The following is a 416-nucleotide window of genomic DNA, read 5'->3' as shown; positions in this document are numbered from 1 at the left end:
CGCCTCGCGCTTCACGTTGAGCGCCTTCTTCACGTCCATGCCCGGCAGGGGGGCGCTCGCGGCCGCGGCCTCGAAGAACGTGACGGCCTCCGCGTGCTTGGCCTGGTTGACGCGAATCCAGCCCATCTTGAAGCGGGCCAGGTCGTGCACGGGGGAGGGCGGGGCCTCCAGGATGGCCTGATAGTGGCGCTCGGCCTCGACGAGGTCGGCCTTGTCGAAGAAGTGGTCGCCGAGAATCTGCTCCGACTCCAGCCGCAGCGGGCTGTTGGGGAACTTGCGCGTCAGGTCGCCGAGCGTCTTGAGCATCTCGTCGAACTGCCCGAGTTCTCGCTGCTCGTGCGCCAGATAGAACGTCACCTGGTCCCCGTCCTTGAAGTCCGGGTACTCGCGCAGCAGCCGGTAGTACATCTGCACGG

1 protein-coding gene is annotated in these 416 nt (G+C 66.8%); it reads right to left on the bottom strand.

What is annotated here, in order from left to right; translation table 11 throughout:
• Positions 1-416: tol-pal system YbgF family protein (locus D7Y04_RS43030; RefSeq protein ID WP_147477362.1), on the bottom strand; the 416-nt coding region annotated here is incomplete at both ends.

Origin of the sequence: Corallococcus sp. AB038B (assembly GCF_003668955.1) — a bacterium.
Classification (GTDB): Bacteria; Myxococcota; Myxococcia; order Myxococcales; family Myxococcaceae; genus Corallococcus; species Corallococcus exiguus.
Note: the sequence above shows the minus strand (reverse complement) of the source record. Positions and strands in the feature narration are given on the sequence as shown.